This is a genomic window from Streptomyces sp. NPDC055239 (assembly GCF_053606205.1).
Genome location: NZ_JBSGRD010000003.1, coordinates 1,000,205 through 1,023,997 on the forward strand (window position 1 = coordinate 1,000,205; position 23,793 = coordinate 1,023,997).

The 23,793-nt window shown below is 70.3% G+C and carries 23 protein-coding genes; 14 read left to right on the top strand and 9 right to left on the bottom strand.

Annotated elements, in window-relative coordinates; translation table 11 throughout:
- Window positions 1-164 precede the first annotated feature (164 nt).
- Window positions 165-614, bottom strand: a complete 450-nt coding sequence (locus ACWFRJ_RS15160) for a cold-shock protein (protein WP_453529425.1) — start codon at window positions 612-614, stop codon at window positions 165-167.
- A gap of 120 nt (window positions 615-734) precedes the next feature.
- Between ACWFRJ_RS15160 and ACWFRJ_RS15165 the strand changes: the two genes are divergently transcribed.
- Complete coding sequence (locus tag ACWFRJ_RS15165; protein ID WP_389901420.1) at window positions 735-1,658, top strand: LLM class F420-dependent oxidoreductase; 924 nt, start codon at window positions 735-737, stop codon at window positions 1,656-1,658.
- A 219-nt stretch (window positions 1,659-1,877) separates the two neighbouring features.
- Window positions 1,878-2,126, top strand: coding sequence for a hypothetical protein (locus ACWFRJ_RS15170; RefSeq protein ID WP_453529429.1), 249 nt, complete (start codon window positions 1,878-1,880; stop codon window positions 2,124-2,126).
- 23 nt (window positions 2,127-2,149) lie between these two features.
- Here the strand turns inward: ACWFRJ_RS15170 and ACWFRJ_RS15175 are convergent, their stop codons facing one another.
- From ACWFRJ_RS15175 to ACWFRJ_RS15195, 5 genes are all read right to left on the bottom strand, one after another.
- Window positions 2,150-2,632: a DUF6099 family protein gene (locus ACWFRJ_RS15175; RefSeq protein WP_453529711.1), complete on the bottom strand. Its 483-nt coding sequence runs from the start codon at window positions 2,630-2,632 to the stop codon at window positions 2,150-2,152.
- A gap of 201 nt (window positions 2,633-2,833) precedes the next feature.
- Entirely contained in the window at window positions 2,834-3,157 is a 324-nt protein-coding gene (locus ACWFRJ_RS15180; RefSeq protein WP_453529714.1) for a nucleotide pyrophosphohydrolase, read from the bottom strand.
- 5 nt (window positions 3,158-3,162) lie between these two features.
- The gene (locus ACWFRJ_RS15185; RefSeq protein ID WP_453529432.1) at window positions 3,163-4,329 is read right to left on the bottom strand and encodes an AAA family ATPase; all 1,167 of its coding nucleotides are present in this window, start codon (window positions 4,327-4,329) and stop codon (window positions 3,163-3,165) included.
- Window positions 4,330-4,466: 137 nt separating this feature from the next.
- Window positions 4,467-4,847, bottom strand: coding sequence for a cell division protein SepF (locus ACWFRJ_RS15190; protein ID WP_389901427.1), 381 nt, complete (start codon window positions 4,845-4,847; stop codon window positions 4,467-4,469).
- A gap of 118 nt (window positions 4,848-4,965) precedes the next feature.
- Window positions 4,966-6,234 (bottom strand): enterochelin esterase domain-containing protein, encoded by a 1,269-nt coding sequence (locus ACWFRJ_RS15195; RefSeq protein WP_453529436.1) that lies wholly within the window; start codon window positions 6,232-6,234, stop codon window positions 4,966-4,968.
- Between the two features lie 264 nt (window positions 6,235-6,498).
- On the opposite strand from ACWFRJ_RS15195, the gene ACWFRJ_RS15200 reads away from it, so the two are divergent.
- The 4 genes from ACWFRJ_RS15200 (at window position 6,499) to ACWFRJ_RS15215 (ending at window position 10,923) form a co-directional block, all read left to right on the top strand.
- Window positions 6,499-7,329: an arylamine N-acetyltransferase family protein gene (locus ACWFRJ_RS15200; RefSeq protein WP_453529439.1), complete on the top strand. Its 831-nt coding sequence runs from the start codon at window positions 6,499-6,501 to the stop codon at window positions 7,327-7,329.
- An 87-nt stretch (window positions 7,330-7,416) separates the two neighbouring features.
- Window positions 7,417-7,824 (top strand): TOBE domain-containing protein, encoded by a 408-nt coding sequence (locus ACWFRJ_RS15205; protein ID WP_453529442.1) that lies wholly within the window; start codon window positions 7,417-7,419, stop codon window positions 7,822-7,824.
- 78 nt (window positions 7,825-7,902) lie between these two features.
- Window positions 7,903-8,718 (top strand): molybdate ABC transporter substrate-binding protein, encoded by an 816-nt coding sequence (gene modA / locus ACWFRJ_RS15210; RefSeq protein ID WP_453529445.1) that lies wholly within the window; start codon window positions 7,903-7,905, stop codon window positions 8,716-8,718.
- 213 nt (window positions 8,719-8,931) lie between these two features.
- Window positions 8,932-10,923 (top strand): ABC transporter permease, encoded by a 1,992-nt coding sequence (locus ACWFRJ_RS15215; protein ID WP_453529447.1) that lies wholly within the window; start codon window positions 8,932-8,934, stop codon window positions 10,921-10,923.
- Window positions 10,924-10,962: 39 nt separating this feature from the next.
- On the opposite strand, the gene ACWFRJ_RS15220 is transcribed toward ACWFRJ_RS15215, so the two are convergent.
- Entirely contained in the window at window positions 10,963-11,871 is a 909-nt protein-coding gene (locus tag ACWFRJ_RS15220; RefSeq protein WP_453529450.1) for an aminoglycoside phosphotransferase family protein, read from the bottom strand.
- Window positions 11,872-11,999: 128 nt separating this feature from the next.
- Between ACWFRJ_RS15220 and ACWFRJ_RS15225 the strand changes: the two genes are divergently transcribed.
- Window positions 12,000-12,863, top strand: coding sequence for an MEDS domain-containing protein (locus tag ACWFRJ_RS15225; RefSeq protein WP_453529453.1), 864 nt, complete (start codon window positions 12,000-12,002; stop codon window positions 12,861-12,863).
- Window positions 12,864-12,871: 8 nt separating this feature from the next.
- The gene (locus ACWFRJ_RS15230; protein WP_453529456.1) at window positions 12,872-13,360 is read left to right on the top strand and encodes an ATP-binding protein; all 489 of its coding nucleotides are present in this window, start codon (window positions 12,872-12,874) and stop codon (window positions 13,358-13,360) included.
- A gap of 73 nt (window positions 13,361-13,433) precedes the next feature.
- Here ACWFRJ_RS15230 and ACWFRJ_RS15235 read toward each other — a convergent pair whose 3' ends face one another.
- Window positions 13,434-14,486 carry a LacI family DNA-binding transcriptional regulator gene (locus ACWFRJ_RS15235; protein WP_453529463.1) on the bottom strand — a complete coding sequence of 351 codons (1,053 nt, stop codon included), beginning with the start codon at window positions 14,484-14,486 and terminating at the stop codon, window positions 13,434-13,436.
- Between the two features lie 389 nt (window positions 14,487-14,875).
- Here ACWFRJ_RS15235 and ACWFRJ_RS15240 point away from each other — a divergent pair, with 389 nt between their 5' ends.
- The 4 genes from ACWFRJ_RS15240 (at window position 14,876) to ACWFRJ_RS15255 (ending at window position 20,415) form a co-directional block, all read left to right on the top strand.
- Entirely contained in the window at window positions 14,876-16,690 is a 1,815-nt protein-coding gene (locus ACWFRJ_RS15240; RefSeq protein ID WP_453529466.1) for a coagulation factor 5/8 type domain-containing protein, read from the top strand.
- A 48-nt stretch (window positions 16,691-16,738) separates the two neighbouring features.
- Window positions 16,739-18,649 carry a discoidin domain-containing protein gene (locus ACWFRJ_RS15245; protein ID WP_453529469.1) on the top strand — a complete coding sequence of 637 codons (1,911 nt, stop codon included), beginning with the start codon at window positions 16,739-16,741 and terminating at the stop codon, window positions 18,647-18,649.
- A 142-nt stretch (window positions 18,650-18,791) separates the two neighbouring features.
- Window positions 18,792-19,709 carry a DUF1996 domain-containing protein gene (locus ACWFRJ_RS15250; protein ID WP_453529474.1) on the top strand — a complete coding sequence of 306 codons (918 nt, stop codon included), beginning with the start codon at window positions 18,792-18,794 and terminating at the stop codon, window positions 19,707-19,709.
- A 112-nt stretch (window positions 19,710-19,821) separates the two neighbouring features.
- Window positions 19,822-20,415 (top strand): DUF305 domain-containing protein, encoded by a 594-nt coding sequence (locus tag ACWFRJ_RS15255; RefSeq protein WP_453529477.1) that lies wholly within the window; start codon window positions 19,822-19,824, stop codon window positions 20,413-20,415.
- A 315-nt stretch (window positions 20,416-20,730) separates the two neighbouring features.
- Here the strand turns inward: ACWFRJ_RS15255 and ACWFRJ_RS15260 are convergent, their stop codons facing one another.
- On the bottom strand, window positions 20,731-21,645 hold the full coding sequence (locus ACWFRJ_RS15260; protein ID WP_453529480.1) for a LysR family transcriptional regulator: 915 nt from the start codon (window positions 21,643-21,645) through the stop codon (window positions 20,731-20,733).
- Between the two features lie 135 nt (window positions 21,646-21,780).
- Here ACWFRJ_RS15260 and ACWFRJ_RS15265 point away from each other — a divergent pair, with 135 nt between their 5' ends.
- A complete protein-coding gene (locus ACWFRJ_RS15265; RefSeq protein ID WP_453529483.1) occupies window positions 21,781-22,815 on the top strand; it encodes a fumarylacetoacetate hydrolase family protein in 1,035 nt (344 codons plus the stop codon).
- Entirely contained in the window at window positions 22,788-23,777 is a 990-nt protein-coding gene (locus tag ACWFRJ_RS15270; protein ID WP_453529486.1) for a cyclase family protein, read from the top strand. Before ACWFRJ_RS15265 ends, ACWFRJ_RS15270 begins: the two co-directional genes overlap by 28 nt.
- Window positions 23,778-23,793 lie beyond the last annotated feature (16 nt).

A 23,793-nucleotide genomic window follows, 5' to 3' on the forward strand; every position in this document is an offset into this window, starting at 1 on the left:
GGTTGCGGCTCCAGCGCGCCTCTAGACCGTACAGCGAACACCTGCGCCACACTCAGGGGTTTTCGCTCCCCCGCGCTCCCCTCGGAACCCGGCCCGCTCACGGCGTCACCGCGTGCTCGGCTCACCGTGCGGCCCTCCACTCAGCCCTCTGTTCAACTCTCTGTTCAGCCCTCCACCCAGCCGTGGCTCTTGCCGTGCTGCACCAGCTGTTCGCGGAGCTGCTTGATCTGTTCGCCGGTCATCCACGGCGCCGTGCCGAGCAGCAGCTCGGTCACCTCGAACGAGTACTCCGCGACGCTGAGCACATCGCAGGTGGGCTCCTCACCGTCGTCGAACCCCGGGGCGGACGCCTGAATCGACGGCGGCACCTGGGCCCGGCCCGCGAACGGCGGTCCCGTCGGTGCCTGCGCCCCCTTGGGAAGGCGGACGGACGACGCCTTGGGCCCGCGCTCGCCCTCCTCGATCTCGAACTCGACCTGCGCCCCCGTGTACACCAAGGGCTCCGGAATCAGCAGATCATTGGCGTGCAGGAAAACGTCTTCCCCACCGTGCTCCGGGGCGATGAACCCGTAACCCCGCGCGCCGTCGAACCGGACAACTCTGCCAGCGACCATCTCAACCCCAACACACCATCTCCGGGCCCCTTGCCCGGACAGCCAGTTCCGAAGCCTAACCCCGGCAACACGACCCGTGCGGGGCTGAAACTGGATCCGGCATCCGGGCAAGATAGCCGTATGGACCTTCGAATCTTCACCGAACCGCAGCAGGGTGCGACCTACGAGACGCTCCTCCGCGTCGCCAAGGCCACCGAGGACCTCGGCTACAGCGCCTTCTTCCGCTCCGACCACTACCTCGTGATGGGCTCCTCCGACGGCCTTCCCGGCCCCACGGACGCCTGGGTCACCCTCGCCGGCCTTGCCCGTGAGACCCAGCGGATCCGGCTCGGCACCCTGATGACCGCGGGTACGTTCCGGCTGCCGGGCGTTCTCGCGATCCAGGTCGCGCAGGTCGACCAGATGTCGGGCGGCCGCATCGAGCTCGGTCTCGGCTCGGGGTGGTACGAGGCGGAGCACTCCGCGTACGGAATTCCCTTCCCGAAGGAGAAGTTCGGGCGCCTGGAGGAGCAGCTCGCCATCGTCACCGGCCTGTGGGAGACCCCTGTCGGCGAGCGCTTCACCTTCGACGGCACCTACTACCAGCTCTCCGATTCCCCCGCCCTTCCCAAGCCCGCGCAGTCCAAGGTGCCCGTCCTCATCGGCGGACACGGCGCCAAGCGGACGCCCGCCCTCGCGGCCCGCTACGCGAGCGAGTTCAACATTCCCTTTGCCTCTCTTTCCGATACCGAGCAGCAGTTCAAGCGCGTGCGCGCCGCCGCCGAAGAGCACGGCCGCACCGCCGATGACCTCACCTACTCCAACGCCCTTGTGGCCTGCGTCGGCAAGACGGACGCCGAGGTGAAGCGCCGCGCCGACGCGATCGGGCGTGAGGTGGAGGATCTGAAGGCGAACGGGCTCGCCGGATCCCCTGCCGAGGTCGTCGAGAGGATCGCCGCCTACCAGGCCGTCGGCTCGCAGCGCATGTATCTCCAGATGCTCGACCTGGACGACCTCGACCACCTGGAGCTGATCTCCTCGGAGGTCATGCCGCAGCTGACCTGACGGCAACTGCCCTGACGGCGAGGTGATCGGGCCCCGGTCGGGTGAAATTCCGTCAACCCGGCATCCGGTGCGGCTCCGTCCCAGTGACCCGCCACCGCGGGTGATCGTTGGCTCGGGCGGAGCCGGACCGCCCGGCACCCGCGCCGGTGGCCGCTGCTGGTGCGTCGCTTGCATCAGCAGCCCTCCTCCATCCGGAGGGCGAGGGCCGAGGAGGCCGTCATGTCCCAGGAAGCCGTACCCGAGCAGGAGGCCGCGCGCGAACCGTCCGTGCCCGAGCAGGGCCCCGCCAAGGGCCCATCGAAGGGCCCGGCCAAGGGTCTGCTCCAGCAGATGGAGGAGCTGATGGCCGCGCTCAACGCGGATCTGACGCAGCTCGACGCGGAGCTGCAGCAGTCCGCACCGTCCGCCGACGACACCGCGCCCCCTGTCCCTCGTCCCCCCGTCGGCGACGAGCGCACCCGCTTCTGAAGGCGCCGGCACTCCCCCGGCACTCACGACGACCCCGCCGCCGAGTCGGGTTCGGGCAGCATCTGTTCGCGCACCGCGAGACTGCGCAGCATCTCGAGCACCCGGTCCCTGGACTCGTCGGCGGCGTCGATCGCTTCCATGCACTGCCAGTACAGCCCCTCGTCCTCCGCGCCCATGGCCACGCCGACGAGCGCTATACCCACCTCGCCGAGCAGTTCGTCGAGTCCCCGCAGCACCTCGTACACCTGGTCGATGCTCGTCAGACGCGCCGCGCGGATGCTCTCCTTCCCCAGGCCCTGGGCGTCGAGAACCCCGCAGCCTCTGCCACCGACTTCGCTCAGGTCGAGCGCCTCGCCCCGCAACTCCTGTGGCCCGGTCATCGCCAGCCGGTTGCCGATCGCCTGCGCGAGGGCCTGGGACTGCCACACCTCCGCGACGATGTCCGACGGTTCCTGACTCCGCGCCAGAGCATGTCTGCTCGCCTCGATGAGCCGCATCGCCTCCATGCGCACCCCCACCCATCCCGCGCGCACCCGCCGCACGCTCGCCACAGCCGCCCTGCCCACTACCCAGAGTGAGTGCCAACGGGACGAAAAGCTAGAGCAACCTGGAAATCTGTGGACAAGTTATCGACTGTGGACCATCTGTCCACTCCGCAGAGTGACGGATCTATGGAAAATTGGGCCGCGAACAGCGGGTCAGGGAACTCATGTCGCCGGGAAGCGCTGCTCGTTCCGGTCGATCTTCGCGGCGAGCGCCGCCAGCGCGTCGACGCCAAGGACCTCGCAGAACTGCAACAAATAGGCGAGTACGTCGGCGACCTCGTCCGCCACCCGGTGCGCCGATTCCGGGTCGTCCATCACCCTTGCCGACTCGTCGGGCGTCAACCACTGGAAGATCTCGACCAGTTCGGACGCCTCCACACTGAGCGCGGCGGCCAGATTCTTGGGCGTGTGGTACTGCTCCCAGTTCCGCTTCGCCGCGAAGTCGGCCAGTCGGCGCTGCAGTCCCGCTACATCAAGTTCAGTCAGTTCAGTCACGGCTCCAGGTCTACCACCGCTGCCCCGCCCACCTCAGCGGCCCACGACGCGTCACTCACCGTCCCGACAAGACGGATGTGCCCCCGCTCGCAGGTACGCGCGGCCAGTTCGGCGAGTGCGCGCTTCTGCCGCAGGTCCAGGAAGTGGTCGAGGCCGTCGGCGAGCACGGTGAGGTTCTGGTACGCCGCCGGCACCTCGGCCACCGGGTCCACCTCAAGGACCCCGGGTCCGGTGAGCAGCACCAGGGCCAGCGCCAGATACCGCAACTCGCCGTCCCCGAGCCGTCCGACAGGTGACCTGATCCCCGCGCCCCGGTCGATCAGCGCGTGGACCGACCCGTCGTCGGCCACCTCCGCGAACACATCGGCGACCGGCCCCGCGCACCCCGCCCGCACCGCCGCCACCAGCCGCGCATGACGGCTTCCGCACTCCTCCTTCGTACGGAGAAGGACCTCGGCAAGGTTGTCGCAGCCGCTCAACAGGCGGCCCGCACCGGTCAGGCCAGGAGGCACGGGCAGCCGCATGAGTCCGGGTCGGGGAGTACACGGATACACCGAGCGCAGCGCGACCACCACCTGCTCGGCCGCCGCGAGCACCAGGCGCTGCCCCTCGGTCTTGCCCGCGACCCGCAGCGGGAGCAGCGCCGTGCCGAGCCGGTCGTCCGGCAGCGGACCGCGCGTCACCGGCGTCATGCCCGCCGTGTGCCAGGCCGCCTGCACCGCACGCCGCCCCGGATCGCGCAGGGCCGTCTCGAGCAGGGTGAGCCCACCCCGGGTCAGCCGCTCACCCACGACGCGCAGTTCGGGCTCGGCCTGTACCGCGATGTCAAGGCGCACCGCTCCGACGGGACCGTCGATCGTGCAGCCGATACGGAAACCGCGCCGCTGCTGCCCGTCGCCCCGTGCGCCATCGGGCACGCATGCCACGGGATCGGCGAAGACATCGGGGAGTTCCTCGCCCGCACCGAGCCGCGCCAGCGCCTCGTACGCGGCGAGCGCGGTGGACTTGCCGCTCCCGCTCGGCCCGGTGACGAAGGTCAGTGGACCGAGCGGGAACACGGCGCCCCGGTGCGAGGCGAAAGCCGAGAGCCGCAGTTCGGTGACGCGGCTCCGGTCCGGACCCGACGGCGGTTCGGCGACCGGCTCCGGGAGGTGCACTGTCATGACCGGACGGTAGGTGGCGGCGGAACTGGTGAACCGTTCCGTCCGAGTGACCTTCCTACGAATGAGGGATTCCCGGCGGAGCGGCTCCGGCTCCGCCCACGAGCGGCTACGCGCCCGGCCCCACGCCTACCGTGTCGCTACGACTGCGCCGCCGCGACAAGCCCCTGCACCTCGGTGCCGGGCGGCGCGAGCAGGAAGACGTTCTTGTCGACGCGATGCATCCCGCAGCCGAGGCCGAGGACCACGCCGCTGCTGAAGTCCAGGACGCGCTTGGCGACGTCCGTCTCGGCCCCGGTCAGGTCGAGCAGCACGGGAATCTGCGCCATCACGGTCTCGGCGACCTCGCGGGCGTCCGCGAAGATGTTCACCCGCATCACCACAAAACGCCGCCGCGCCTCGGTCTCCGCGTCGGGCAGCGCACGGTGACCGGGCCAGGACGGCCATTCGTTGCGGCTGCGCAGCGGTACGACCTGGGCGAGCCCTTCCCACTGTTCATCTGTGACGTCGTGGCTGTTCAACGATCCACCCCGTCCTGGCTCGCACTCGATATCTGCACTGGCTCATTCTTACGCGACCTCACCCGTTCGGCCCAACAGCGACACGGGGCGAGCGAACCAGTGTGCCAGGGCCGACGGGTCAGTGTCCCAGAAGTCCCACAAGCCCTTCGGTCAGACAGTAGCGCCAACAGGCCCAGTCATGGCCGCCGTTGTACACCCGCAGGGTCACCGGACAGTCGCTCGAACGCAGGACCTCGTACAGATCCCGATGGTGATCAAGAATTTCGCCCTCCCGCAGTCCGACGTCGAGGCGCACGGCGATGGGCCGGGACGCAGCACCGCCGATGCGGGAGACGGGCGCGGACTGGGACAGGACGTTGCCGAACCGTTCCGGCCGCAGGAAACCGGCGTACAGGGAGGTCAGCCCGCCGAGGCCCTGGCCCGCGACGAGCGTGCGCGCGGGGTCGGTGGTGAGGGGCCAGCGGCCCGCCGCCCACGGCAGCAGTTCGTCGGCGAGGAAACTCACATGGCTGTCGTACGCGTCAAGTTCCCGGCGGCGCGTGTCTCTGTCGACGGCGTCAGGCGCGAGGACGGCGAGCGGCGGCAGGGCGCCGTCGGCGATGAGGGCGTCCAGCGCGTCCTGGAAGGCGAGCCGCCCGAACCACATGTCGCCGTCGCACAGCACGAGCACCGGCAGTCCGGGCGCCTGCGGTTCGGGCGCCGCCTTGCCGCCCGGCGGGAGGTACGCCCACACGTCCCGCTCGGCGCCGAGCACCCCTGCGGGCAGCCGGTGCCGCTCGACCCTCCCCCGGGACACCCCTGACACCCCAGAAACCCCTGACACCCCGGCCGTCGACTCGCTCCACGGCCGCGCGGGCGCCTGCGGAAGCTCGAAGACGGAGGTGTCACGGTCCGGCCAACGACCTTTCATACGGCGGGTGTTGAGTGGATCGGGCGCGGCGTGCGCGGACAGGGAGAGCAGGCGCCGCTGGAGGAGTGCGGCGGAGGCGGGTGGTTCGCCGGGCGAGATGTCGGCGGCCATGCGGTACGAGGCGCGGTGGTCGGCGCGCAGCCGGTAACTGAGGTGCCAGATGTCCGTGCCGGGCAGCGGGCTCAGCAGGGACGCGGCGAGATCGGCGCGGTCCGCGATGCCCTCGGCGAGCAGCAGTACCTGCCGGGTGGCGCGGTGGCCGCGCCACAGGAACGTCACGGCACAGTGGTCGGGGTCGCCGTCGACGGCCTCGATCAGGGGGGTGCCGCGGCGCGCGGCATCCGCCCAGAAATCCTCCAGTATGGCGGCCCGTTCGGCTTCGGAGGCGCCCGAGGCACCGGCGAGGCGGGTGGCGACGCGCTCTATACAGGGCCCGACGCCCGTCGGCCGACGGGGCACCGCGTCGGCCACGAGCACCCCGGCGGTTTCCGTGGCGGCCCCCGAGGCCCCGGCAACCCCCGCAGCCCCAGCAATCCCCGCAGTCCCCACAGTCACACTCATCCACACACGAAGAGGACCCGCATCGTTCCCCGCCTTCCTGGTCCAGCACACGACGTCCAGCACACAGCGTCCGGCACACGACGTCCAACACACACGACAATATCGACTTAGCTTAGCCTAACCTAAGTATATAGAGTCCCGAGCGAGGTGCGGACCTCCGGATCGCGCAAGAATCTGCCCATGGATGCTGACCAGACGGATACCTACCTGCACCGCATCGGCGCCGAGCGCCCCGCCGCTCCCACCACGCGGGCCCTGCGCGATCTGCACCTCGCGCACCTGCGCGCCGTCCCCTTCGAGAACCTCTCCATCCACCTCGACGAGGACATCGAACTCACCGATGACTCTCTGGTCGCGAAGGTCGTCGGTGCCCGCCGTGGCGGCTTCTGCTACGAACTCAACGGCGCCTTCGCCGCACTTCTCACCGCTCTCGGCTTCGAGGTCACCCTGTTGCAGGCCCGGGTGTACGACGCCACCGGGCACCCCGGGATCCCGTACGACCACCTGGCGTTGCGCGTTCGCACCCGTGACGGCGGCGACCGGCTCGCGGACGTCGGCTTCGGCACCCACAGCCACTTCCCGCTGGCCTTCGGCGAGCGCGGCGACCAGTCGGATCCCGGCGGCACCTTCCGTATCACCGCGACCCCCGAAGGCGATCTGGACGTCAGCAGGGACGGCAAGGCGCAGTACGTGGTCGATCAACGCCCGCGCGCGCTGGCGGACTTCACGTCCGGGGCCTGGTGGCACCGCACCTCGCCCAAGTCCCACTTCACGCAGTCACTGGTCTGCTCGCTGCTCACCGGGACCGGCCGGATCACCCTCAGCGGCCGCACCCTGACCACGACGACGGCCGGTGAGCGCCGCACCGTCGAGCTGGCCACGGACGCCGATGTGCTGGACGCGTACGCCACGCACTTCGGCATCACGTTGAAGCAGGTGCCGCAGGTCAAGTCGGAGCAGGTGCCGCAGGTGAGGAAGACCGTGTCCCCACATAGCGTCGACACCCCTTGACACTTCCTCCAAGGAGGGTGGCATCTGCCATGGACAATCGCCCATACATGTTGTAGATGCCAGGTCAGGCGGCTTATCGTGTCGCGCATGCAGTCCTACACGATCGGACAGGCAGCGCGTCTGCTCGGCGTCAGCCCCGATACCGCTCGTCGCTGGGCGGACGCCGGACGGGTCACGACCCACCGCGACGAGGGCGGCCGTCGGCTCATCGACGGCCGCGCTCTCGCCGCGTTCTCCGTCGAGGTCGCGCAGGGGCAGGGACAAGGGGGCAACGGCGATGACGACGTCCCCTACACCTCCGCCCGCAACGCCTTTCCCGGCATCGTCACCGCCGTGAAGCTCGGCGACGTCGCGGCCCAGGTCGAGATCCAGGCGGGGCCGCACCGGCTCGTCTCGCTCCTGACCCGGGAGGCCGTGGAGGAGCTGGGCCTGGAGGTCGGCATGCAGGCAACCGCCCGCGTGAAGTCCACCAGCGTGCACATCGACCGCACCTGACCCCTGGTCCGCACCCCAGGGTCCGCAACCACGGGCCGGATCGCGCCGCCGGCCTCGCCTCCAAGGAGTTCCACGCTGATGTCCCTCGCTCTCACCCCCGCCCGTCGCCGCACTGCCGCCGCCGTGCTGACGGCCGCCCTGCTCGTCCCGCTCGCCGCCTGCGGCAACGACGACAAGAAGGACAGCGGCAGCGACAGCGGTACGAAGTCCTCGGGCAGCGCCGCCCCGAAGGCCGACCTGACGGTGCTCGCCGCCGCCTCGCTCACCGACGTCTTCGCGACCGCCGGTGCCGCGTACGAAAAGGAGAACCCGGGAACGAAGGTCAACTTCTCCTTCGCCGGTTCCCAGGAACTGGCCGCCCAGGTCAACCAGGGCTCGCCGGCCGACGCCCTGGTCACCGCCGACACCAAGACCATGGACGGCCTGAAGTCCGACACCGGGACGCCCTCCGTCATCGCCAAGAACCGCCTGGTCATCGCGGTCGGCGAGGGCAACCCGAAGAAGGTCGCCGAGCTGAAGGACCTCTCCGACAGCAAGCTGAAGGTCGTCCTCGCCGCGCCCGAGGTACCGGTCGGCCGCTACAGCAAGCAGATCCTGGACGAGCAGAAGATCGACGTGAAGCCGGTCTCGCAGGAGCCCAACGTCCGCGCGGTCCTGAGCAAGGTCGAACTCGGCGAGGCGGACGCCGGGCTCGTCTACAAGACCGACGCAGCCACCGCCACCGAGAAGGTCGACGCGATCAAGATCCCCGACAGCGAGAACGCGATCGCCGAGTACCCCGCGGCCACGCTGAAGTCGTCGAAGCACGCGGAGGCCTCGGCGGCGTTCGTGAAGTGGCTGTCCACGCCCGCCGCGCAGAAGATCCTTCAGGACGCGGGCTTCGAGAAGCCGTAGCCGTCACCATCACCGTCGCCTCGCGAGAACCGTGGCCGCGTCCTTGCCGGGAGTACCGTGCCGTCCCGGCAGGATGTGACCGCACCGAGCCGAGGTGAGGGGGCCGACCGCCTCCCCGGTCGGGACGAGCCGGGCCGTCCCCCGGCACGCCCCTGACGCCCCCTCACCTCGCGACACCGCCCCGAGCTCACCCCAGGGACCACAGGTACCACGATGAAACGCCTGCGCGGCCGCACCCCTGGCCCCCGCACCCCGATCGCCCTCGCGATCCCCGCGCTGCTCGCCATCGCGTTCCTGATGCTGCCGCTGCTCGGAATCCTCGTCCGTACCGAATGGGGCGAGCTCGGCACCCATCTGGCCAGCGAAGGAACCACGCAGGCGCTGAAGCTGTCCCTCATCGTCTCCTTCTGGGCGCTTGGCCTCTCCCTGCTGCTCGGGGTGCCGCTGGCCTGGCTGCTCGCCCGTGTCGACTTTCCCGGCAAGGCGGTCGTACGTTCCCTTGTCCTGCTGCCGATGGTCCTTCCGCCCACCGTGGGCGGCGTCGCCCTGCTTCTCGCCTTCGGGCGGCGCGGACTGCTCGGCCCATGGCTCGAGGACACGTTCGGGATCACCCTGCCGTTCCACACGTCCGGCGCGGTGATCGCGGCGACCTTCGTCGCGATGCCGTTCCTCGTCATCAGTCTGGAAGGCGCGCTCGGCGGACTCCGCCCCCGTTACGAGGAGACCGCGGCGTCCCTGGGGGCCTCGCCGGTACGGGTGTTCTGTACGGTCACGCTGCCCATGGTCGCTCCCGGGCTCATCGCCGGAGCGGCCCTGACCTGGGCACGGGCCCTGGGCGAGTTCGGCGCGACCATCACCTTCGCCGGCAATCTCCCCGGCACCACCCAGACCCTGCCCCTCCAGGTGTATCTGCTCCTCCAGAGCTCTCCCGAGGCCGCGACGTCCGTGTCGCTGCTGCTGCTGGCCATCGCCATGGCGGTTCTCGTGGCGCTGCGCGGGCGCTGGATGAGCACTCCGGGCAACCGGCGAGGCAAGCGGTCCAGTGGGGTGCCGGACGACGTTGCCGCCCCCGTACTCCCCGAACCCGCCTCGACACTCCCCGAGCCCACCTCGCCCGAATCCGCCGCGACCGAATCCGCGTCACCCGGCCCCACCCCGCCGCCCCGGGAGCGCTGGCCCCTGCACGCGGAGGTCACCGGCTTCAACCAGCTCACCCTGGACGCCGAACCGGGCACCACCATCGCCGTCGTAGGACCCAACGGCGCGGGCAAGACCACGCTGCTGCGCGCGCTCCTCGGCCTCACCCCGCGCGCCCACGCCGAACTGCGTCTCGGCGACACCGACGTCACCGGCCTGCCGCCGCACCGCCGCCACGTCGCCTGGGTCCCGCAGGACGGCGCCCTGTTCCCGCACATGAACGCCCTCGCCAACACGGCGTACGGACCGCGCGCCCTCGGCGTCCCGCGCGCCGAGGCCCGGCGCCGTGCCCAGGAGTGGCTCGACCGGCTCGGCGTCGGCCACCTCGCGCACCGCAGGCCGGCCCAGGTCTCCGGCGGGCAGGCCCAACGGGTCGCGCTGGCAAGGGCGTTGGCGGCACGTCCCCGGCTGCTCCTCCTGGACGAGCCGCTGGCCGCCCTCGACCAGACGACGCGGGCCCACGTACGCCACACCCTGCGCACGCACCTCGACACCTTCGGCGGTGTCTGCCTGATCGTCACGCACGACCCCGTCGAGGCCGTGTCGCTCGCCGACCGGGTTCTCGTACTGGACCAGGGGCTCGCCCTCCAGGACGAGGCGCCCGCCGAGGTGACACGGCATCCGCGTTCTCCGTGGGTGGCAAGGATGCTGGGCCGCAACGCGTGGCCCGGCACCGCGGGACCCGAGGGCCTCGCCCTTCCCGGCGGGGGAACCCTCGTGATCGCCGACCCGCTCCCGCCGGGCACCGAGGCCCTGGCGATCATCGCCCCGGAGGCCGTCTCCGTACACCGGGACAAGCCCACCGGCAGCCCCCGCAACGTCTGGCCGGGCACCATCCGCGAGATCACCACCAGCGGCAGCCGCCTCCGCCTCCTGATCACCTCACCTCAGGCCCCGGACCTCGTGGCCGAGATCACCCCGCAGGCCGCCGCCGAACTCGGCCTCGCCGACGGGTCGCCGGTGTGGACCAGCGTGAAGGCGACGGAGACGACGGTCGTACCCACGTAGGCGCGTCGGCCGCTCCCCCTCCCTCCTCCGAATCCGGCGTCAGCCGAAGAGCTCGTGGTCGGCCAGGACATCGGCGATAACGCGCCGGTCGAAGGCCGCCCGCTCCGGGTCGGTGTCGATGTGCCCGGTCAGGGTCAGCAGGCACTTCCACAGGAGCCAGCCGCGGGCCCGTGCCCACGTGCCTTCGTCCTGGCCGACCGCGCTCCGGAACGCCTCCCGGCTCTCGCCCGAGAACATCCCCCACCCGATCACCAGATCGCAGGCCGGGTCGCCGACGCCCGATGTGCCGAAGTCGATGACGGCGGTCAGCTTGCCGTCGGCGACCAGGAGGTTGCCGGGGGCGATGTCGCCGTGGAACCACACGGGCACCCCGTGCCACTGCGCGCCCAGGGCGGCTTCCCAGACCGCCGCGGCCCTGCCCGTGTCGACGCGCCCCTCAAGGGCGGCCAGGCAGCGCCGGGTCTCCTCGTCGTAGTACGCCAGAGACGCCCCTCGGTACCAGCTGTGCTCACCGGCGAGCGGCCCCCCGGTGGCGTCGCAGCGCTGGAGGGCGATGATGAACTCCGCCACGGAGAGCGCGAACTGCCGCATGTCGTCGATGCGTTCAGGGGCCGCCGTCTCACCGTCGAGCCAGCCGCGGACCGACCACGGGAAGGGGTAGCCCTCGCCCGGGGCGCCCTGGCCCAGAATCGGCGGAACGGCGAACGGCAGGGACGGCGCAAGGCGGGGCAGCCACTCGTTCTCCTTGGCGACCGCGGGGACATAGCCGGGGGCTGTGGGCAGCCGGGCCGTCAGGGCATCCCCGAGACGGTAGGTCCGGTTGTCCCAGCCGTCCACGTCCACCGGTCTGACGGGCAGGTCGCGCCAGTGCGGAAACTGCGCGGCCACGAGTCGTTTCACCAGAGCTGCGTCGATTCCGGCGCGGCCGTCGGAAGGTGTCGGAACCATGCGCGGATCATCGCCTTCGACGATCGCGCCCCGCAACGAATTATCGAGTTGTCGAGTGATAGGAACGACTTCAGTCAACAGTGATCACGGACGCCGTGACTCCTCGCGCGGACCCTAGGGTCTGCCCCATGGATGCCAGTTCTGTGACCAGGACGGTCTCCGTCACCCGTATGAACTCCGGGGATCACGCCTGCCTCGGATTCGACGACGACGAATCCCGTTGGGAAGTCCGTGCCGCGTACGCCGAGATCGGTCTCTCGCGCGGCGAGAAAGTGCTGCTCTTCACCGATCGGGCGACCACTCCCGCCGTAGCGGCCGAGCAGTTGAGCGCCTGCGGCTTCCCGCTGGGCCCCGCACTCATGGACGGACGCCTTGTCGTGGTCAACGAAGTCCCCGGATACGACCCGGCCACCGGCTTCGACCCGTCCGAACGAGCGCAGACCTGGGTGGAGTTGACCGACAGGGCCCGCCTCGACGGCTTCTCCGGCATCCGGGTGGTCGGCGACATGGGCTGGGCCGCCGAGCCGGGCGTCGACCAGGATCTCCTGGTCGCCTACGAGACCGAGCTCTCGCCGCTCTTCACCAAGATCGGGTTCACCGCGGTCTGCGAGTACGACCGGCGCAAGTTCGGCGACGGCCTCCTGGGCCGGATCCACCTCGCGCACCCCAAACGGGTCCTGGGGCGCCTCGGTGCTCTGGACATCACCCGTACCGGCACCGAACTGCGGATCGCCGGAGACGTCGACCTCGCGACACACGAAGAGTTCGACGCGGCGCTGACGCACGCCTTGGCCGGTCCCGACCGCCCCCGCGTGCTCGACCTGTCCGAGCTGTGCTTCATGGACATGCGCGGCGCGTCGACACTGGTGCGGCTCGCGAGCGGACTCCCCCGCGGCCACCTCCTCTCGATCCGCTGCCGACCCGTGCAGGACAAAGCGATACGGCTCTGCGGAGCCGCCGAAGTGCCTCAACTCGTCCTGGGCGAAAGGTGATCCGCGCAGTGGTTCTCAACCGCGGCATCGGCAACGACGACAACGGCGGCGACCCGGCCCTCCACCGGAAGAAACACATAAACGACACTCTCCTCCCCGCGCCCGGCAGAACACTCCTCGATCTCCCCTTCACCATGGCCGACTTGGCGCGTCTACGTTTCCTGATCACCCGCCGCGCCGAGGACGTGGGCCTCCGCGATCCCCGCCTCAGCGACTTCGTGCTTGCCGTGCACGAGGTCGCGAGCAACGCCGTCGTGCACGGCGGCGGCAAGGGCCGCATCCAACTCGCCTATACGGGAAACGGGTTGCGGTGCGTCATCACGGACAGCGGGCCGGGACTCGTCCGGCCGAGGCCGTGCGAATCGGCCACGCTTCCCGAGGGTGACGACGCCGAGGACGGCCGGGGCCTGTGGCTGGCCCAGGCCCTCACGGACCACTTCGAGGTCGCGGTCAGCGAGACCGGGACCACGGTGACGCTGGTGACGTTGCTGTCTTGAGCGTGGGCCCCCCGGAGGAGGCGGCTCCGGACGCGGTGTCATGGGCGCGGACGCACGAGGGGCACGGTCCGGGTCATGCCGACGCCCGCTCCACCAGCGTCGGGCGGAACACCCTCGACGGCGGCGAGTCGCCCGGCTGCTTGATCCGCCCAAGGAGCAGCCGGGCCATCTCGGCGGCCATCTCCTCCACCGGCTGCCGGACCGTGGTCAACGCGGGCTCGCAGGCCCCGGCGGCCTCGCTGTCGTCGAAGCCGACCACTGCCACGTCCTGCGGCAGCCGTCTGCCCGCCCGCAGAAGGGTCTGCAGCGCACCCTGCGCCATCAGGTCCGAGGCGACGAACACCCCGTCAAGGTCCGGGTGTTCGGCCAGGATCCGCCGCATCGCATCGGCGCCGCCCACCCGCGTGAAGTCCGCCTCCGCCCAGGGTGCGCCGGTGACGCCGTGCGCGGCCAGCGCGTCACGGAAACCCTCCAGGCGTTCCTGAGCGGCGGGCATGTCCTGCGGCCCGGCGATGGTGCCGATCCGGCGGCGGCCTCCGCGGACCAGCCGGTCGACGGCCATCCGCGCCCCGGCCCGTTGGTCCACCTCCACGTACGGCAGCGGAACCGTCTCGGCGGGGCGCCCGGCGAGCACGGCGGGCAGGCCGGTCTCCGCCAGCAGCCGGGGCAGCGGATCGGAGGCGTGCGAGGAGACGAGGACCGTGCCGTCCACGTGGCCCTGCCGCAGATACGAGAGGAACTGCCGGCGCGAGGTGTCGTCGTCCACCAGCATCAGGACCATCTGGACCCCTGCGGGGCGCAGGACGTCGAGCAGCCCGCCGACCACACGGCCGAAGTGGGGGTCGGAGAACATCCGGCCGACGAAGGGAGCCGCGACCGGCCGTCGCTCCCGCTCGGAGACCACGAGGGCTATGGAGTCGGTCCGTTGGGTCACCAGGGAGCGGGCGGCCTGGTTCGGTACGTACCCGGTGGCCTCGACGGCCTCCTCCACCTTGCGGCGCAGCACCGGATCGACGGTGGGCGCGCCGTTGACGACCCGGGAGACGGTGGCGCGCGACACCCCCGCAGTCCGGGCCACGTCCTCCAGGGTCACCGGGCGGGCGGGGCGCAGGGCATCGGCAGTCACGGGGTCTTTATAGCAATCAGGTGGGCGGTCATTCAGGACTCCGCCCCTGATGGGGCATCAACTCCGGCTGATCGCCGCCTCGTCGCGCACCGTCCAGCGCGGTGGGACATACCACCCACGCGTGAGCGATTGACGCCAACTTGCCCACACGGTCACCTAGTTGACTTCTCTCCACCGAGTCCGTACGACATCGTGCGCACCCCCTTGACGCGCCTTGCCGCAGACACAACTATCCAACGCGAGAGAGCGCTCTCTCAGCGATCGCCGTTCATGTTCTGAACTCAGATCGAAGACCTGCGGCACCGCTCTGCCCCCAACACTCCGGAGCGGTGCCGCCCCCACCACCAGCACTCCAGCGCACCAATCACCCGCAACCAGAGGGACTTGCCATGTCTGAGCACCTGCCTGCGTCCGCCGCGAGGTCCACCCTCTCCCGCCGCACCGCCCTGGCCGCCGCTCTGGCCGTCCCGGCCACCGGTCTGCTCGCCTCCCAAGCGGTCGCCGCTCCCGACTCGCCCCCGGCGCAGGCCCCCGCCGCCCGCGGCCCTCAGCCCGCGAACGCCGCCGCTCCCGACTTCGGCCCGAACGTCATCGTCTTCGACCCCTCCACCGGGGGCATCCAGGCGAAGCTGGACGAGATCTTCAAGAAGCAGGAGTCGGCGCAGTTCGGCAAGTCCCGCTACGCCCTGCTGTTCAAGCCCGGCACCTACGGCGGACTCAACGCCCAGATCGGCTTCTACACCTCGATCATGGGCCTCGGCCTGTCCCCCGACGACACGCACTTCAACGGTGACGTCACCGTCGACGCGGGCTGGTTCAACGGCAACGCCACACAGAACTTCTGGCGTTCGGCGGAGAACCTCTCCCTCTCCCCGGTCAGCGGCGCCAACCGCTGGGCGGTCTCCCAGGCCGCCCCGTTCCGCCGCATGCACGTGCGCGGCGACCTGAACCTCGCGCCCAACGGCTACGGCTGGGCCAGCGGCGGCTACATCGCCGACAGCCGGATCGACGGCACCGTACAGCCGTACTCCCAGCAGCAGTGGTACACCCGCGACAGCTCGATCGGCGGCTGGCTGAACGCGGTGTGGAACATGGTCTTCTCCGGAGTGGAGGGCGCCCCCGGCGACTCCTTCCCCAACCCGCCCTACACCACCCTGAACAACACCCCGTACTCCCGCGAGAAGCCCTTCCTCTACCTCGACGGCGGCGAGTACAAGGTCTTCCTGCCCGCCCTGCGCACCAACGCCCGCGGCACCAGCTGGGGCCACGGCACCCCGCAGGGGCAGTCCCTCTCCCTCTCCGCCTTCTACGTCGCCAAGGAGGGGGACAGTGCGGCGACCCTCAACGCCGCCCTCGACCGGGGCCTCCACCTCCTGCTCACCCCCGGCATCTACCACCTCGACCGGGCGATCGAGGTCAAGAAGGCGAACACCGTCGTCCTCGGCATCGGTTACGCCACCCTCATACCGGACAACGGCGTGACCGCGGTGAAGACCGCCGACGTGGACGGGGTGCGCCTGGCCGGGTTCCTGGTCGACGCCGGGCCGCAGAACTCCAAGACGCTCGTCGAGGTCGGCCCCGCGGGCGCGAACGGCTCACACGTCGGCAACCCGACCACCGTCCAGGACGTGTTCATCCGCATCGGCGGTGCGGGCGCGGGCAAGGCGACCACCAGCATGGTGGTCAACAGCCGCCACACCATCGTCGACCACACCTGGGTCTGGCGCGCCGACCACGGCGACGGCGTCGGCTGGGAGACCAACCGGGCCGACTACGGCGTCGTCGTCAACGGCGCCGACGTGCTCGCCACCGGCCTGTTCGTGGAGCACTTCAACAAGTACGACGTGCAGTGGAACGGCGAGCGCGGGCGCACGATCTTCTACCAGAACGAGAAGGCGTACGACGCCCCCAACCAGGCCGCCATCCAGAACGGCAGCATCCGGGGCTTCGCCTCGTACAAGGTCGCCGACTCCGTCACCACCCACGAGGGATGGGGGCTCGGCAGCTACTGCTTCTACAACGTCGCTCCGAACATCGTGCAGGAGCACGGCTTCCAGGCCCCGAACAAGCCGGGCGTGAAGTTCCACCACCTGCTCGTCGTCTCGCTCGGCGGCAAGGGTCAGTACGCGCACGTCATCAACTCGACCGGCAATCCCACATCGGGCTCCGACACGGTGCCGTCCACGGTGGTCTCCTTCCCCTGACCGCTCCCCTCCGCCCCGAGCCGTCCCCACACCCGCAAGGAGAGCACCATGCGCTCCGGCACCCCCCGAAGAAAGAGACACAGCCGCAGACTCACCCCCGTCCTCGCGCTGGCGACGGCCTGCGCCCTGACCTTGCTGACCGGCCTCGCGTCCGCCGCGCCGGCCGACCCTCCCGGCGCGGTCGCCGCAGCGGCCTGGGACACCGACCGCGCCGCCGAGGCGTACACGGCGAACCCGGCCGCCGCGACCGCGTCCGGCAACGAAGCAGGCACCCCCGGCCCCGGCGCCGCCTTCGACGGCAACGCCTCGACCCGCTGGTCAAGCCAGTTCGCCGACGACGCGTGGATACGCGTCGACCTCGGCGCCGCCCTGCGCGTCGATCGCGTCGTACTGGACTGGGAGGCCGCCTACGGCAAGAAGTACGTCCTGGAGGTGTCCAGGAACGGCACCGACTGGACCCCGTTCTACACCGAGACGGCGGGCACGGGCGGCTCCGTCACCGCCCACACGTATCCCCAGGAAGTGACGGGCCGTTACATCAGGATGCGGGGCGTCGAACGCGCCACGCCCTGGGGGTACTCGCTGCACGCCTTCAAGGTCTACGGCGGCGAACCCGCCCCGGCCTCGACGACCCGCGCGAACCTCGCCCTGAACCACCCCGCGCGCTCCAACCGCTATCAGCACGCGGGCAATTCACCGGCCTTCGTGACCGACGGCGGCTGGCCCGCCGACCTCAAGGCCGACCAGACCCGCTGGTCGAGCGACTGGAACGCCAACCGCTGGATCTCGGTCGACCTGGGCGCGCGTTCCACGATCGACACCGTGGACCTGTACTGGGAGGCGGCCTACGCGGTCGACTACGAACTCCAGGTCTCCGACGACAACCAGACCTGGCGCACGGTGCACAAGCCCTCGGCCGCGGAGGTCGCCGCACGCCGGGCGGACGTCAAGTCTCCCGGCGACGCGGTGGGACGGCACGACAGTGTGAAGCTCTCGCAGCCCGCGACCGGCCGCTATGTGCGGATGCTCGGCAAAGAACGCAGGTCCTTCTACAACCCGGCCCCCTCCACAGCCCAATTCGGCTACTCCCTCTACGAGTTCCAGGTGTGGGGCACGGGCGGCAGCGCTTCGGCCGCGTATCCGGCGCTTCCGGGTGAGCAGTCAGGGACGTACAAGACCAAGTTCTTCGACGACTTCACCACGGGGAGCCTGGACCGCTCGAAGTGGCGTGTCGTCAGGACCGGGCAGGAGATGGGGTCGGTCAACGGCGAGTCGCAGGCGTACGTCGACTCCACGGACAACATCCGCACGGAGAACGGCAATCTCGTCCTACAGGCCAAGTACTGCGACAACTGCACCACGGCGGGCGGCGGGACTTACGACTTCACCTCCGGCCGCATCGACACCAACACCAAGTTCGACTTCACGTACGGCAAGGTCAGCGCCCGCATGAAACTGCCGGTCGGCGACGGATTCTGGCCCGCCTTCTGGATGCTGGGCAGTGACGTCGACGACCCGAACGTCTCGTGGCCCGCCTCCGGCGAGACCGACATCATGGAGAACATCGGCTACGCGGACTGGACGAGCTCCGCCCTGCACGGCCCCGGCTACTCGGCGGACGGCAACATCGGCGCCCGCCAGACCTATCCGAACGGCGGCACGGCCGACCAGTGGCACACGTACGCGGTGGAGTGGACTCCGACGGCCATGCGCTTCTACGTCGACGACCGCGTCGTCCAGGAGACGACGCGCAACAAGTTGGAGTCCACGCGCGGCGAGTGGGTCTTCGACCACAACCAGTACATGATCCTCAACCTCGCCCTGGGCGGCGCCTACCCGGCCGGCTGGAACAAGGTGACCCAGCCGTACTGGGGTCTGCCGCAGTCCAGCGTCGACAAGGTCGCGGCGGGCGGGGTCAAAGCGGAGATCGACTGGGTGCGGGCGGAACAGAAGGGGTGAGTTTCCCTGCCGGGTGGGGAGCGGGGGCGCTCTGCTCTCTGCTGCCCACCCGGCGCCCGACACCTGAAGCCCGACACCCGGCACCCGGCACCTGAAGCCCGAAGCTGACTTCCCCTTCACATCAAACAGATTGGAGCCCTCCATGCCCGGACACCCCTCTCCCCCGAGGCCGGAACCACCCCGTCACCGGCGGCGCCGACTGCCCCTGCCCCTCTCCCTGTTGGCCCTGGTGCTGCCGTTACTGGGCGTCACGCTCCCCGAGAGCGGCGCGCAGGCGGCAACCCCGCCGAAGGCGGACGTCGTGCGCGTGGCCGAGTTCCTGGCCGAGTGTCCCGCGAGCCACCGCGCCCCGGACGACCCGATCATCTTCCCCGGACTGCCCGGCGCCTCCCACATGCACAGCTTCTTCGGCAACACCTCGACCGACGCCCACTCCGACCTGGGCAGCCTGAACGGCTCGGCGAGCACCTGCTCCCCCGACACCGACCTCTCCGCCTACTGGGTACCGACCCTGTACAAGGGCAACACCCCGGTGGAACCGACCGGAACCACCTTCTACTACCTGGGCGAGGGGGTCAGGGACGACATCATCGCCAAGACCAAGCCCATACCGCGCGGCCTGCGCATCGTGGCCGGCAACGCCAAGGCCACCGGGCCGAACGACAACACCATCTCCCGCTGGTCCTGCCTGCACCACGGCGAGGTCGGCTCGTCGCACGACTTCGTCAACTGCCCGGCCGGGTCGATGCTGGAGTCGTACCTCGACTTCCCGCAGTGCTGGAACGGCAAGGACCTCGACTCCCCGGACCACAAGAGCCACATGTCCTACCCGGTGAACGGAGCCTGCCCCGCTTCCCACCCGGTCCCTGTGCCCAAGCTCCGTCAGGTCCTGCGCTATCCCGTCAACGGCGATCCGGCGAACCTTCGGCTCGCATCCGGGGCGGGGTACACGATGCACGGCGACTTCATCAACGTATGGCCCGAGGCGGAGATGGAACGCCGGGTGCGTGACTGCATCAACCCCATCATCAAGTGCGGTGCGGACGGCCACCCCTCCTGACCGCCTGTCTGTCGCGTCCCTCATCGCCACCCCTACCCCCACCCCCCATCAAGTCCCATGCCCGGCCGGACTCCCCTCCGGCCGGGCATGGGCCCGCCCACCGGAAGCCCTCATGAAGCCGGCACCCGCGCTCGCCCTGCTCCTGTTCGCGTCGTTGCTGCTCGGCGGCTGCTCGACACCGTCGACCGCTCCGGCAACCCCCACCACCCCCGCCTCTGCCTCTACCTCCGCCTCCGCCTCCACCGGCCCCTCCCTCCCCGGGGCGACCGCCACCGACAGCGGCTGGATCCAGCTGGTGATCCCGATGGACGAGCAGGCCGAAAAGCTCCTCGACCTCACCACGGACGGCGCCCGCGCCCCAGCTCCGGATCTGAAGTCTTGGGCGACCGGACTCACCAAGGAACACGACACCGAACTAGCCCTGCTCCAAGCTCTGTTGCACCGCATGGGCTTGCCCGACACCAATGTGCACCAGGGCCACGACATGCCCGGCATGGTCACCGAGAACGACCTCGCCCGGGGGCGTCGGCTGACCGGCGCCGCCTTCGACCGCTTCGTGCTCCAAGAGCTCCGCGACCACCTCAGCCAGTCGCGGCGCGTCTCCCGCTCCGCCGCGCGGTCGGCGGGCAGCAGCGAGGTCCGCCGCCTGGCCGCCCGCATCGCCGACACACGCTCCGCCCAACTGAAGGCGCTGCCCGGCCGGTGAGGGACCGACAGGGTGCAACGGTTCGAACCAACTCCGCACATGTGTACGGACGCGAGAGCAAAGAGGGAGTAACGTCGTGGTGGTGCGATCGGAGCGGCTCGTTGATGGCGGCCGCCGCGCACTGGGCGGCGACGGCCGCCCGGGACGCGAGGAACGAGGCTCCCCCTCGTCGCTTCCTCGCGCAGTGCCCTCCATAGGTGAGATGCGGGATTCTTCCCACCCACGAAGGGCTCTGGCGGGAGCCGTGTCGTCGGTGATGCGGCTCCTGCCGACCGAAGGTGCGCACCTGCCGGCCACCGGCTCGGGGCCGCGTCCTCAATCCGCCGTCTCCCTGATCCGGCTGCCGACCTCGGCGGCCGTCTCCCGCAGCCAGATGTGCGCCGCGTCGTGCGTGTGCACCGGGTGCCACCACAGGGCCTCCCGCAGCGGAACGGCCTCATAGGGCGGCGCGAGGGCCCTGACCGGGGCGACCGGCGCGAGCAGCCGGGCGAGCCTCTCCTGGACCAGGGCGATCCGCCGGGTTCCGGCCACCAGGAGCGGCAGCGTCTGGAAGCTGTCCACGGACACCTCTACGCGGGGCTCGATGCCGAGCATGCCCAACTGCCTTACGGCGGGGGCGTCGTAGGTCCGCTGGTAGGTCACCCACGGCAGCCGGGCCAGGTCCTCGCGGGTGAGACGATCGCCGACGTCGGGATGGTCGTCCGCGACGAGGAAGACCCATCGGTCTTCGTAGAGGTCGGTGGCGGGGAAGTCGCTGACGACGCCGTGCGGCATGAGCAGTCCGTCGGCGGCGCTGAGCAGCACGCCGGTGTCGTCGACCACGGTGGTCGGGGTCTGGGTGAAGCGCAGCCGGATTCCGGGCGCCGACTCGTGCACCGTGCGGGCGAGTTCGGCGCCGAAGACGGCAACGGCGTAGTCCGACGCGAGGAGCCTGAACTCCCGCTGCTCATGGGCCGGATCGAAGGTCGCCTGGCTGCTGAAGAGGCGGTCGAGCAGGTCGTAGACGGTGGAGGTGCGGTCGAGGAGGACCTGGCCGAGAGCGGTGAGTGAGTAGTGCCCGCCGTTTCTGGCGAGCAGCTCGTCGTCGAAGTGACGGCGCAGCCGGGCCAGTGCCGCGCTCATCGCGGGCTGGCTGAGCCCGACCCGCTCCCCGGCACGGGTCACGTTGCGCTCTTCGAGCAGGGCGCGCAGCGCGACGACGAGATTGAGGTCGAGGCGGGCCAGATTCATGACGATTCCCTGTGTATGTGGCACGACAATCCGTCCACCATAAACGTGGTGGATTCCGAGTATCCACAGAATCGATTTCCCTGATCCGTGGTGTCGGGTTCAGATTGGTCACACCGCAATCAGGAGGACATGTTCGTGAAAGCCGAACCCGAACCCGCACCCGCATCCGCGCTCTTTGCCGGGCCCTTCGCCCTCGGCACCCTCTCCGCCCCGGATCAGACGACCCCGGATCAGACGGGCCCTGCGGGGTTCCCCGCCCTCGTGACTCCCGACGGGCAGGCGATCGACGTACGCGCGGCATTCGGAGAACCGGCGCTGACCGTGCGCGGACTCCTTGAGCGCTGGGACGAGTTCCTTCCCCGGCTGCGTGCGCTGGCCAACGATGCCGGTGCGGCGCGACGGCCGCTGGCGGAGTTCCGGGTGCACGCTCCGGTCGAGCCCCGGCAGGTCTTCCAGTCCGGCGCCAACTACCGCAAGCACGTCATCGACCTTCATGTCGCCCACCGCACCCCGTCGGACGAGCGATCCGACGAGGAGCGGCGCGAGGAGGCCGCCGCGCTCATGGACCGGCGGGCCGCCGAGGATCTGCCGTACGTGTTCATCGGTCTGCCGAGCGCGATCACGGGGCCGTACGACGATGTCGTACTGCCCGCGTGGGCCCGGCAACCCGACTGGGAGCTGGAGTTGGCCGCGGTCGTCGGCCGGTCCGCCCATCAGGTGCCGGTGGACGAAGCGTTGAAGTACGTCGCCGGATACACGATCGCCAATGACCTCACCGACCGGGCGACCGTGTTCCGCCGGGACATGCCGCAGATCGGCACCGACTGGCTGCGCAGCAAGAACGCGCCCGGCTTCACTCCGCTCGGCCCGTGGATCGTGCCCGCCGATTCGATCGCCGAGCCCGGCGATCTGCGGGTCACCCTGAAGCTCAACGGCGAGACCATGCAGGACGAGTCCACCAAGGACATGATCTTCGACGTCGCACGCATGATCTCCTACGCTTCCCAGGCGGCCCAGCTCCTGCCCGGAGACCTGGTGTTGACGGGTTCACCGGCAGGCAACGGCATGCACTGGGGACGGCTGCTGCGCGACGGGGACGTCATGGACGGCTCCCTCACCGGTCTCGGCGCTCAGCGCACCCGATGCGTGGCCGAGGAGCAGGCGCGGTGACGCCGCTGGACCGCACCGACCCGGAGGGCGCCATCGCCCGCGCCGCCAAGGCGTACTCCAACTGGGGCCGTTGGGGCGAGGACGACGTGCTTGGCACCCTCAACTTCCTCGACGAGGCCAGGCGCCGCGCAGGTGCCGCGCTCGTGCGACGAGGCGTCAGTTTCTCGCTGTCGCAGCGGTTCGACATGGATGGTCCGCAGAAGGGCTGGCGGCGGCGCACCAACCCGGTGCACACCATGCTGGACACCGGAACCGACGCGGCGCTCGGCAACCAGGGCTTCCCGCACGGGCTCGGCGGCGCCGACGACGTGATAGCCATGCCACTGCAGTGCTCCACGCAGTGGGACGGGCTCGGGCACATCTTCGACCACGGCAAGGCCTGGAACGGGCGGCCCGCGGACCAGGTCGTGACCTCCGACGGCGACCTGGTCACCGGCATCGAGCACATGGCCCCGCACGTCGCCGGACGCGGTGTCCTGCTGGACGTGGGCCGAATCGTGGGCGAGGACGGTGAGCTGCCCGACGCGTTCGCCGTCACCGAGGAGCATCTGACGGCGGCCGCCGAGGCGCACGGTGTGGTGATCGGCCGCGGCGACATCGTCGTCGTGCGCACCGGACAACTGAGCCGAGCACGACGCGAGGGCTGGGGCGACTACGCAGGCGGCCCCGCGCCGGGCCTCTCCTTCACCACGGCGGGATGGCTGCACCGCACCGAGATCGCCGCGATCGCCACCGACACCTGGGGCTTCGAGGTCCGTCCGAACGAGTTCGAGCACGCCTTCCAACCGCTCCACCAGGTCGTCATCCCCAACATGGGGCTGCTCATCGGCGAGATGTGGGACCTGGAGGCACTGGCCGCCGACTGTGCGACGGACGGCGTGTACGCGTTCTGGCTCACCGCCGCTCCCCTGCCCATCACCGGCGCCGTAGGCTCGCCGGTCAATCCCGTCGCCGTCAAGTAGGCAGCGCAGCAGAGGA

What these genes read in the sequence shown, in the direction of transcription:
- ACWFRJ_RS15160 (WP_453529425.1), bottom strand. Translation starts at nt 614, where the DNA reads ATGGTCGCTGGCAGAGTTGTCCGGTTCGACGGCGCGCGGGGTTACGGG.
- ACWFRJ_RS15165 (WP_389901420.1), top strand. Translation starts at nt 735, where the DNA reads ATGGACCTTCGAATCTTCACCGAACCGCAGCAGGGTGCGACCTACGAG.
- ACWFRJ_RS15170 (WP_453529429.1), top strand. Translation starts at nt 1,878, where the DNA reads ATGTCCCAGGAAGCCGTACCCGAGCAGGAGGCCGCGCGCGAACCGTCC.
- ACWFRJ_RS15175 (WP_453529711.1), bottom strand. Translation starts at nt 2,632, where the DNA reads ATGGAGGCGATGCGGCTCATCGAGGCGAGCAGACATGCTCTGGCGCGG.
- ACWFRJ_RS15185 (WP_453529432.1), bottom strand. Translation starts at nt 4,329, where the DNA reads ATGACAGTGCACCTCCCGGAGCCGGTCGCCGAACCGCCGTCGGGTCCG.
- ACWFRJ_RS15200 (WP_453529439.1), top strand. Translation starts at nt 6,499, where the DNA reads ATGGATGCTGACCAGACGGATACCTACCTGCACCGCATCGGCGCCGAG.
- ACWFRJ_RS15205 (WP_453529442.1), top strand. Translation starts at nt 7,417, where the DNA reads ATGCAGTCCTACACGATCGGACAGGCAGCGCGTCTGCTCGGCGTCAGC.
- modA (WP_453529445.1), top strand. Translation starts at nt 7,903, where the DNA reads ATGTCCCTCGCTCTCACCCCCGCCCGTCGCCGCACTGCCGCCGCCGTG.
- ACWFRJ_RS15215 (WP_453529447.1), top strand. Translation starts at nt 8,932, where the DNA reads ATGAAACGCCTGCGCGGCCGCACCCCTGGCCCCCGCACCCCGATCGCC.
- ACWFRJ_RS15220 (WP_453529450.1), bottom strand. Translation starts at nt 11,871, where the DNA reads ATGGTTCCGACACCTTCCGACGGCCGCGCCGGAATCGACGCAGCTCTG.
- ACWFRJ_RS15225 (WP_453529453.1), top strand. Translation starts at nt 12,000, where the DNA reads ATGGATGCCAGTTCTGTGACCAGGACGGTCTCCGTCACCCGTATGAAC.
- ACWFRJ_RS15240 (WP_453529466.1), top strand. Translation starts at nt 14,876, where the DNA reads ATGTCTGAGCACCTGCCTGCGTCCGCCGCGAGGTCCACCCTCTCCCGC.
- ACWFRJ_RS15245 (WP_453529469.1), top strand. Translation starts at nt 16,739, where the DNA reads ATGCGCTCCGGCACCCCCCGAAGAAAGAGACACAGCCGCAGACTCACC.
- ACWFRJ_RS15250 (WP_453529474.1), top strand. Translation starts at nt 18,792, where the DNA reads ATGCCCGGACACCCCTCTCCCCCGAGGCCGGAACCACCCCGTCACCGG.
- ACWFRJ_RS15255 (WP_453529477.1), top strand. Translation starts at nt 19,822, where the DNA reads ATGAAGCCGGCACCCGCGCTCGCCCTGCTCCTGTTCGCGTCGTTGCTG.
- ACWFRJ_RS15260 (WP_453529480.1), bottom strand. Translation starts at nt 21,645, where the DNA reads ATGAATCTGGCCCGCCTCGACCTCAATCTCGTCGTCGCGCTGCGCGCC.
- ACWFRJ_RS15270 (WP_453529486.1), top strand. Translation starts at nt 22,788, where the DNA reads ATGCGTGGCCGAGGAGCAGGCGCGGTGACGCCGCTGGACCGCACCGAC.